A 9,276-nucleotide genomic window follows, 5' to 3' on the forward strand; every position below is an offset into this window, starting at 1 on the left:
TCCGCAAGATCCGAGATTTTCCAGATGTCCATGCTCCGCGACCCGAGCACCAAATATTCGCCCTTTCCGCAGGTCCCTCTGACCGACCGGCAATGGCCGACGCGCACCATAACAACTCCGCCACGGTGGCTGTCGACCGATCTGCGCGACGGTAATCAGGCCATCGTCGACCCCATGGACGCGCACAAGAAAACCCGCTTTTTCGATCTGCTCGTCGACGTTGGCGTGAAGGAAATCGAAGTCGGGTTCCCCAGCGCAGGCGCGACCGAGTTCGATTTCATTTCAGGCCTCGTGAAGTCAGGCCGGATCCCCGACGACGTGATGGTCCAGGTACTGACGCAAAGCCGTGAAGACCTGATCCGAACCAGCTTTGCCAGCCTGTCCGGCGCGCGGGCGGCCATCGTACACCTGTACAATGCCGTCAGCCCCGCATGGCGCGAAGTGGTGTTCAACATGACCCGCGATCAGGTGCGGGACATCGCGGTTCAAGGCGCAAAAGTCATGCGCGACGAGGCAGGTCGTCAACCGAATACGGACTGGCATTTTCAGTATAGTCCGGAAACCTTCTCGACTGCCGAACTCGATTTCAGTCTCGAGGTTTGTGAAGCGGTTATGGATGTACTGGCCCCGACGCCGGACCATCCCATCATCCTCAACCTACCTGCAACAGTCGAAGCGGCCACCCCGAACATTTACGCCGACCAGGTCGAATATTTCATCCGCAACCTGCCCAATCGCGAAAGTGCGGTGATCTCTCTTCACACGCATAACGATCGCGGCACCGGCGTTGCGGCAGCCGAGTTGGCACTGATGGCAGGCGCAGACCGGGTCGAAGGATGCCTGTTCGGGAACGGAGAACGCACCGGCAATTGCTGCCTCGTGACAATGGCGCTGAACATGTACACGCAGGGCGTCGATCCCAAGCTCGACTTTTCAGACATCGACGGCGTTATCGAGACCGTCGAATATTGCAACGAACTGCCCGTTCATCAGCGCCATCCCTATGGCGGGGAACTGGTCTATACCGCCTTTTCCGGCAGTCATCAGGACGCCATCAAGAAAGGGTTCGCAGCGCTCGAAACGCAAAACGATCCGCATTGGCGCGTACCATACCTGCCGATCGATCCCGCCGATCTGGGCCGCAGCTACGAAGCCGTGATCCGCGTAAATTCGCAATCCGGCAAAGGCGGGTTTGCCTGGGTTCTGGAACAGGATCAGGGTCTCAAGCTGCCCAAGAAGATGCAGGCCGATTTCAGCCCGCATGTGCAACGCATGGCGGACCGTCTGGGGCGCGAACTCAATGCCGCCGACATCTGGGAGGCCTTCAGGACGGCCTACCATGTCCAGAGCCGCCCCAAACATTTCCAGCTGGTCGAATACGAAGAGCGTCGGGCAAGCGACGGAACCCGCCTCTTCACAGGCACGATCGCTGTGGAAGGGCAGGAACAGACGGTATCGGGCCGCGGCAACGGGCTTATTTCATCGGTGGTGAGCACGATCGAGGACGCTTTCGGACTGAGCCTGGAAGTCGTCGATTATACCGAACACGCGCTGACGACCGGACGCGACAGCCGTGCGGCGGCCTATCTGGAATGCCGAACTGCCGAGGGACGCACGATCTGGGGCTGCGGGATCGACGAGGACATCGCAACGGCCAGTGTTCGAGCCGTGCTCAGCGCGGCCAATTCGGCGGTTGTGCCGACCTAGCGGATAGCGCGCAGAGGCGATGCGGGCATGTCGTTCGTGTCCGCTAGCACGAAATGCCCCATGTGCTGGGCAAAGCGCAGACAATTGCGGCCGGCAGCCTTTGCCGAATAGAGCGGGCCGTCGGCCGCCTGCATGGCCATCGACGAACTGCACCGTTCTGATATCCGCGCGATTCCTATGCTGGCAGTGACGTTGAAATGTCCGCCGTCATTGTCGGTCATTACGTTGCGCAGAATGGCAAGACGCAGGCGCTCGCAAATGATGGCCATGTTATCAACAGCCGAGCCGACGGCAACCAGCCCGAATTCTTCGCCGCCTATGCGAGCAAAAAAGCAATCGTCGCTCGCACTGTCACGCATGATTCCAGCGACCTGCTGCAGCACTTTGTCTCCCACCGCATGTCCATGGGAATCGTTGATCGCCTTGAAGTGATCGAGATCGATCAGGGCAAACCCGAACGGCCTTTCGTCGGCAAATTCGAGCTGCTCTTCCAGCACGCCGAGAAGGGCACGGCGATTGGGCAGACCTGTCAGCACATCGGTTCGCGCTTCCCGTGATATCTGGATTTCAGCGAGCTTGCGCTCGGTGACGTCGCGAATGGTCACGACAAAGGTCGGGGCCTGCTTCCTTGCAGGTTCGATGGCCCGCAATTTCGCTTCGAGCCAGCGTGTCTTTCCACCCCGCTCGACCGAGCGTTCAATGATTTCCGTCTGGCCGGGACATCTGGCAGCCAACGCGAGCGCATCGACGACAATTTTGCGGTCGAACGTACCGAAGAACGCCGCGAGATGCCGGCCTTCGACCGCGTCGTGCCCGCTCAGCCGCGTCGAGGCCGGCGATGCGAAGCGGATCGTTCCGCTTTCATCCAGATGGAGGAGAGCATCGTCGGAATGATCGGCAATCAACCGTTGCATTGCTTCCCGGTTGACCAGTTCCTGCATGAACCGCTGTCGCTGCTTGAGCGCCACGGCCATGGGAAACGATATCAGCAGCAGTACGCTGAGGTAGAACTGAACGAACAGGACTTTCTGCCACAGTTCGAGGTGGAGTTCGGCAAAGACACCGACATCCAGCCCGAGCGTCACGGCCGAAAATGCCGTTATGATCAGGACGGTGATCGATGCACCGAAGCGGCCGAAATGGTAGCTTGCCAGTACCAGCGGTACGATCGGCAAAAACAGCGACGGCAATGTCGACTGGAGAAGCGCACAGGCTGAAATTGCCAGGGTTAGCAGGACGACGGCGGAGAAGGAGAACACCTTCCCGACTTCTCTGACCCGCATGACCAAGGGTTCGCGGTATGACGTCAGCAGCAGGGCAAGTGGCATTACCAGCAGGGTGCCGAGGCCATGGCCCACCAGCCACGAGAAAGTGTGAAATTGCGCGCTTCCACCCACGATCTGCGTGACCAGCAGCCCACCGGGAATGGCCGCCGCAAACGGACCCGCCACACCTGCCAGCAAGCCGAGCCATACGATCCCACGTTCGCTTTCGATATAGTCGCGTTCCGGCCTGATCCGCACAAGCAGCCAGGCAATGAACCAGGCTTCGAACACATTGATCAGCGCGAGTGGAAAAGCCCAGACAGGTCCGAACCCGAAGAGGCTGGTCGCGACTGTGCTCATCAAGGTCAGAAAGGCAGCGGCCCGGAAGTGTTGGGCGCGCGGCAGGGCCAGGAACAGCGCCGAAGCGATTGCCGTTCCGAGCCACACGAACGCCAGGCCACCCGTAAAGCGGGTCCAGAAGATCGTGCAGCAGGTAACAGCTAGGAAGAGCGTTCCGTAGGCCACGATACGCATCGCGGCGCGCATAGTTCGATCCGCAATCGCCATGAGCGTCTGGATACAGTCCGGCAGTTAATCGCGCGAAGGGAAGCATATTGGTGAGATCACGTAGTCGGCCGCGATCCTCACTGCGGCGTCGAACCAATGGGCGAACCAATTGGACGGACTCGCCAATTTCGCTTGTCAGGGCCGTGCCTCTTCAGGTTTACATCGCTGCAAAGAACAAAAGGGAAGAGGCTGACGATGACCGAAGACATTCTTGAACCCGATCTGCCGATCATCGATCCGCATCACCATTTATGGGATTTGCGGCCCCTGATCCCGGCCTTCCCCGAACCGCGACACGATTTCATCGATGCCATCGCCGGGGCAGCTTACTACACCTTCGACGAACTGCATTCGGACACGCATAGCGGCCATAACATCATCGGCACCGTGTTCATGGAATGCGGTGCCTTTTACGATGCAAGTCGCGGCGACGCGATGAAACCCGTGGGCGAAGTCGAATTCGTGAACGGCGTTGCGGCACAGGGCGCGAGCGGGCTGTACGGCGATTACCGGCCCTGTGCCGCAATCGTCGGCCATGCCGACCTTACACTGGGCGAAGCTGTCAATCCGGTGATCGAAGCGCTGGTTGCAGCCGGCAACGGGAGGTTCAAGGGGATCCGCCATGCAGGCGCCTGGGATGCCGATGCAGAGGTACTCGGACCTCCGTTTCACGCTCCGGAAGGTCTTTACGGATCGGATGCCTTTCGCGCCGGCTTTGCCGCTTATGCCGAGCACGGACTGACTTTCGACGCCTGGCTGCTCGAGCCGCAGCTCGGCGATGTGCTGGAGCTGGCAAAAGCGTTTCCCGATCAGCAGATCGTTCTCGACCATTGCGGTACGCCGCTCAACATTGCCAGCTATCGCGGCAAGCTGGACGAACGCTTCGATACGTGGCGCGCATCGATCAACGCGATCGGCCAATGCCCGAATGTCGCGGTAAAGCTGGGCGGTCTTGCCATGGCGTTTTGCGGCATGCCCGAAGACGGACCTGCAGCGGGCCATGGGTCAGAAAAACTCGCCAAAATGTGGCAGCCCTATATCGAGACCTGCATCGAAGCTTTCGGCACAGACCGGGCGATGTTCGAATCGAATTATCCCGTCGACCGATGGGGCGCGAGTTATCCGGTGTTGTGGAATGCATTCAAACGGCTTGCTCAAGGCTACAGCGCCGAGGAAAAGCGTGCGCTGTTTGCTGGCAATGCCGCGCGTATTTACGACATCGAGCACATCCTTCCCGCCGCTTGACGTTTACGTAACGTCACCCTCGACAACGGGACGAAGCCGCCATAACCCCTCCTCGATCACACGAGAGAGGACCTACCGCCATGACCCTGCCCGCCCCCTTCGACAAGCTGCGCCTGCCGGTCATCGGCTCGCCGCTCTTCATCGTATCGGGTCCGGAACTAGTCATCGCGCAGTGCAAGGCGGGGATCATCGGGTCTTTCCCCGCGCTCAATGCCCGCCCGCAAACCCAGGTCGACGAATGGCTGCATCAGATCACCGAAGAACTGGCCGCACATAATCGCGACAATCCCGATCGCCCGGCGGCGCCCTATGCCGTGAACCAGATCGTGCACAAGTCGAACGACCGGCTCGAAGCGGACATGGCGACCTGCGCCAAATGGCAGGTGCCGTTGGTCATTACCTCGCTCGGCGCGCGCGAAGAGGTGTTCAGCGCCGTCGAAGACTGGGGCGGCATTTCCATGCACGACGTCATCAACGACCGGTTTGCGCGAAAGGCTATCGAAAAAGGTGCTACCGGCCTCATCCCCGTGGCAGCGGGCGCAGGCGGCCATGCAGGTGTCCTCAGCCCGTTCGCGCTGATGCAGGAAATCCGCGAATGGTTCGACGGGCTGGTGGCCCTGTCTGGCTCGATCGCGCACGGGCGTTCGATCCTGGCGGCGCAGGCGCTGGGCGCGAATTTCGCTTATATCGGATCGCCCTGGATTGCCGCCACCGAAGCCAATGCCGACGAACGCTACAAGCAGGCGATCGTCGAAGGGCGTGCCGACGGCATCGTTTATACGAACCTGTTTACCGGTGTGCATGGAAACTATCTGCGCTCGAGCATCGAAGGTGCCGGCCTCGATCCGGAAAACCTCCCGGTCAGCGATCCGAGCAAGATGAACTTCGGCAGCGGCGGCAATACCAAGGCCAAGGCCTGGAAAGACATATGGGGTTCGGGTCAGGGCATCGGAACGGTCACGAAAAGTGCGCCAGTCGAAGAAACCGTCTCCCGGCTTGAACGCGAATATCAGGCGGCCAAGACGGAACTGGCGAAAACTATCGGCTAACGGGCGCGCGCCGCAACTGCCAGTTCGGCAGATTTGGGTGCGGATCGGACGCCAACGGTTGCCGTCCGATCATCCGGTTCAAGTCGGATTGCGCAGCCATCCTCCAGCCAGCGGTCTTCCGCAACATCGGGGGCGCCGTAGCCTGCCAGATCGTGGGCGATGCTCGCAGCCATACGCATGGCAGCGGCGTCGTCATTGCAAAGATCTTTGTCGATGACGAGCTCCCGGCCGAAGAGAAAGGCCAGTCCATCGGTTCTCCTCGTGCCGTCCGCTTCGCTGTAAAGCCCGAACAGGCCGGGCGCGGGAATTTGCCCGCCGGCCAGCCAAGCATTGACCGCATCGATGAACGTCGATGCTGCGATGGCGGTTCTGGCGGGCGTCCAGCACACGGCGCGCACCCCGTCGATACGTTCCGCAAGCTTTATGCCGAGACTCAGCAGCGTGCGGATGACGGGCAAGGCATTTGCGCCACCTGCCAGATGCGGCGCCGGACAAAGGCCCATCGCATCGCAACCCGACAGATCCTCAACGCGACAATCGAATGCATATTGGATGGGCAGAGGAGAAATCGGAGCATCCGATGCGAGGCCATGGATATCGAATGTCAGGCCATCGACGATGACTTCCACAATCCCCGAGGCATTCAATATGCGGGGAATGCTCACATCGGCACGCGGTATATCCGCTATCATCCTGTGTAGGGCGTCATGATCGGGCCGACCACCCGGTTCGAGCAGCAGCAGGAGACCCGGCAGGCTCGATTTTCCAGCTTCGTCGTAAGACGCTTCTTTCACCGCTCGATCCCCGTTCGATAGATTGTCAGAAAATACCTTGGGCAAGGCCTTCCGCCATCGCTTCGCCCAATTGCCTCGCCTGGTCGATGTCGCTTTGGGCAACAGTCTTTTCGGCCAGAATTTCCTCCGGTTCCTGCGCGTCGGTATTCACGATCCAGGCCTCGGTCGCACGCTTCAGCCGCCATCCGGTTGCGATACGGTCGATCTGGCGCTGCGCCCCTTCGCCATCCGACCCGGCGGCGATGATGGTTGCATAGGGTCGCCCTTCGATCTGCCCCAAAACGGGATAATAGCAGCGATCGAACATCTCTTTCATCATGCCGCTCATGCTGGCGAGATTTTCAGGACAACAAAACAGATATCCGCCGGCAGACAGCAGGTCGGCAGGGGCGCAATCTTCTGCGCGCAGCGGCACGCCCCCCTCGCCCGCACCGTCGGCAGCCGCTCTGGCCAGTTGTTCGCTGGTGCCGGTCCGGCTGTGCCAGACTATGAGGAGGGATCCGGTAGACATTCGCACAGCATCGCCAGCGCCTGTAGATTGTCAATGCATGCACCTTTCGCATCGTCGGCCGACAGAGTATTGCCGGGCCATGCCATCACAGGCCCTTTCCAACGTATTCGGTGTATCCACTTCCCTCACGGGGCGCGCCTGGTGCTGGCGAGGCGGCAATATGGAACTCGGCAACGCCCCTTCGCTCGGCGATAATATCGTGCGCCAGCTCCTGTTGTCGCGCGGGGTCGCACCGCAGGATATCGACCGCCACCTGACCCCCACACTGCGCAACTTCCTGCCCGATCCGTCGCTTTTTCGCGATATGGACACCGCGGCGGACCGGATCGCACAGGCTGTCCTTTCCGGCGAAAAGATCACCATCTACGGCGATTACGATGTCGATGGCGCGACCAGTTCCGCGCTGCTGATCCGGCTGTTGCGCGATCTCGGCGTGGAGGCCGGCTATTACATTCCCGATCGACTGCTCGAAGGATACGGCCCGTCGGGCGAGGCGCTGGTCAAACTGGGCGAGGAAGGTTCGAGCCTGATCGTCACCGTCGATTGCGGCGCGATGGCGCATGAGGCGCTGGGCATGGCGCATGATGCAGGCATCGATGTAATCGTCGTCGATCATCACAAATGCTCTCCCGACCTTCCCAAAACGGTTGCGCTGGTCAATCCGAACCGGCTCGATGAGGAAGACGAGGCTGCATCGCATGGCCATCTGGCCGCCGTCGGTGTCGCGTTCCTGCTCGCCATCGCCCTCGTCCGAACGTTGCGGAACCGCAGCTACTTCGAAAATCGCAAGGAGCCCGACCTGCTGGCGCTCCTGGATGTGGTGGCGCTGGGTACTGTGGCTGACGTAGCGGCTCTGCACGGCCTCAATCGCGCATTCGTGGCGCAAGGCCTGAAAGTCATGGCGAAGCGTAACAACATCGGCATGGCCGCGTTGATCGATGCCAGTCGGCTCAAGCGCGCCCCGGCCTGTTCCGACCTCGGCTTCGCACTTGGCCCCCGAATCAATGCTGGCGGGCGGGTCGGCGAATCAACATTGGGCGTTCGGCTGCTGACGACGCGCGATCCCGACGAAGCGCGGGAAATTGCTGCACAGCTTTCAGCCCTGAACGATGAACGCCGCGCGATCGAGGCGGCTGTTCAGGAAGCTGCCGAAGAACAGCTAGCCGCCCAGCACAATCGTGCCGTCCATCTTGTTGCGGGCGAAGGGTGGCATCCGGGCGTTATCGGTATCGTGGCTGGTCGCATCAAGGAGAAGACCGGCAAGCCATCGCTTGTGATCGCTCTCGACGGGCAAACCGGCAAAGGGTCTGGACGCTCGATTACCGGAGTGGATCTGGGTGCAGCTATCATCCGCGCACGAAGCGAAGGAATGCTGGTTGCAGGCGGCGGCCACGCCATGGCGGCGGGCTTGACTGTCGATAGCGACCAGATCGAACGATTTGCAGGCTGGCTCGATTCCACTCTGGAAGGACAGGTTGCGCGGGCCACGGCCAGCCGCGAAATGGCGCTCGATCTTTCGGTGGCGCCTGGCGGCCTGACACCTGAACTGGTCAATTCACTCGAAGAAGCCGGCCCTTACGGGGTGGGCTGGCCCGGTCCGCGCATTGCCGTAGGGCCGGTGCGGCTGGTCAAATGCGACATTGTCGGCACCGATCACGTCCGGCTGATCGCTGCTGGCGACGATGGAAAGAGCTTCAAGGGAATCGCCTTCCGTGCAGCAGAGAGCGAAATGGGCCAGGCACTGCTCCACGCCTCGAAGGGGCGCAAACTGTGGCTCGCCGGGCGTGTGAAGATCGACGATTGGGGCAGCCGTCCCCAAGCGGAGCTTCACCTTGAAGACGCTGCCTGGGCGGATCGATAATATTGCGTGCATTCCAGGGTTGACGACCCGAACCCCCGCGCCTAATTGCCCCGCCACGCCACCGACCCGCCAAGCGGGCGTGGCCCGTTCGTCTAGCGGTTAGGACGCGGCCCTTTCACGGCTGAAACACGGGTTCGATTCCCGTACGGGTCACCACGGTGGTGGTATTGCTTCTGCAATCCGCAAAAAGCGCCACTCCTGTGGCCCGTTCGTCTAGCGGTTAGGACGCGGCCCTTTCACGGCTGAAACACGGGTTCGATTCCCGTACGGGTCACCA

Annotated in this window: 7 protein-coding genes and 2 tRNA genes; 6 read left to right on the plus strand and 3 right to left on the minus strand. The window is 60.9% G+C overall.

Annotated elements, in window-relative coordinates:
* Positions 1 to 24 precede the first annotated feature (24 nt).
* Positions 25 to 1,707: a 2-isopropylmalate synthase gene (leuA, locus tag K3177_RS12510; RefSeq protein ID WP_221598502.1), complete on the plus strand. Its 1,683-nt coding sequence runs from the start codon at positions 25 to 27 to the stop codon at positions 1,705 to 1,707.
* Here leuA and K3177_RS12515 read toward each other — a convergent pair.
* The gene (locus K3177_RS12515) at positions 1,704 to 3,539 is read right to left on the minus strand and encodes a sensor domain-containing diguanylate cyclase (protein WP_221598503.1); all 1,836 of its coding nucleotides are present in this window, start codon (positions 3,537 to 3,539) and stop codon (positions 1,704 to 1,706) included. The two genes, leuA and K3177_RS12515, sit on opposite strands and share 4 nt — an antisense overlap.
* Before the next feature lie 195 nt (positions 3,540 to 3,734).
* Between K3177_RS12515 and K3177_RS12520 the strand changes: the two genes are divergently transcribed.
* The gene (locus K3177_RS12520) at positions 3,735 to 4,784 is read left to right on the plus strand and encodes an amidohydrolase family protein (RefSeq protein ID WP_221598504.1); all 1,050 of its coding nucleotides are present in this window, start codon (positions 3,735 to 3,737) and stop codon (positions 4,782 to 4,784) included.
* 80 nt (positions 4,785 to 4,864) lie between these two features.
* Complete coding sequence (locus K3177_RS12525; protein WP_221598505.1) at positions 4,865 to 5,833, plus strand: NAD(P)H-dependent flavin oxidoreductase; 969 nt, start codon at positions 4,865 to 4,867, stop codon at positions 5,831 to 5,833.
* Here K3177_RS12525 and K3177_RS12530 read toward each other — a convergent pair.
* Together K3177_RS12530 and K3177_RS12535 are read right to left on the minus strand one after the other, a co-directional pair.
* The gene (locus tag K3177_RS12530; protein ID WP_221598506.1) at positions 5,830 to 6,627 is read right to left on the minus strand and encodes a hypothetical protein; all 798 of its coding nucleotides are present in this window, start codon (positions 6,625 to 6,627) and stop codon (positions 5,830 to 5,832) included. The genes K3177_RS12525 and K3177_RS12530 overlap by 4 nt on opposite strands.
* A 25-nt stretch (positions 6,628 to 6,652) precedes the next feature.
* Complete coding sequence (locus tag K3177_RS12535; RefSeq protein WP_221598507.1) at positions 6,653 to 7,138, minus strand: flavodoxin family protein; 486 nt, start codon at positions 7,136 to 7,138, stop codon at positions 6,653 to 6,655.
* Positions 7,139 to 7,217: 79 nt separating this feature from the next.
* Here K3177_RS12535 and recJ point away from each other — a divergent pair, with 79 nt between their 5' ends.
* The 3 genes from recJ to K3177_RS12550 all read left to right on the plus strand — a co-directional run bounded on the left by recJ (position 7,218) and on the right by K3177_RS12550 (position 9,276).
* A complete protein-coding gene (gene recJ, locus K3177_RS12540) occupies positions 7,218 to 8,999 on the plus strand; it encodes a single-stranded-DNA-specific exonuclease RecJ (RefSeq protein ID WP_221598508.1) in 1,782 nt (593 codons plus the stop codon).
* Positions 9,000 to 9,080: 81 nt separating this feature from the next.
* A tRNA-Glu gene (locus tag K3177_RS12545) sits at positions 9,081 to 9,155 on the plus strand.
* 46 nt (positions 9,156 to 9,201) lie between these two features.
* Positions 9,202 to 9,276 (plus strand) — tRNA-Glu (locus K3177_RS12550).

The organism is Qipengyuania pacifica (genome assembly GCF_019711555.1).
GTDB lineage: Bacteria > Pseudomonadota > Alphaproteobacteria > Sphingomonadales > Sphingomonadaceae > Qipengyuania > Qipengyuania pacifica.

Coding starts and splice junctions, on each gene's coding strand:
- K3177_RS12535 (WP_221598507.1), bottom strand. CDS start 7,138: ATGTCTACCGGATCCCTCCTCATAGTCTGGCACAGCCGGACCGGCACC.
- leuA (WP_221598502.1), top strand. CDS start 25: ATGTCCATGCTCCGCGACCCGAGCACCAAATATTCGCCCTTTCCGCAG.
- K3177_RS12525 (WP_221598505.1), top strand. CDS start 4,865: ATGACCCTGCCCGCCCCCTTCGACAAGCTGCGCCTGCCGGTCATCGGC.
- K3177_RS12515 (WP_221598503.1), bottom strand. CDS start 3,539: ATGGCGATTGCGGATCGAACTATGCGCGCCGCGATGCGTATCGTGGCC.
- K3177_RS12520 (WP_221598504.1), top strand. CDS start 3,735: ATGACCGAAGACATTCTTGAACCCGATCTGCCGATCATCGATCCGCAT.
- recJ (WP_221598508.1), top strand. CDS start 7,218: ATGCCATCACAGGCCCTTTCCAACGTATTCGGTGTATCCACTTCCCTC.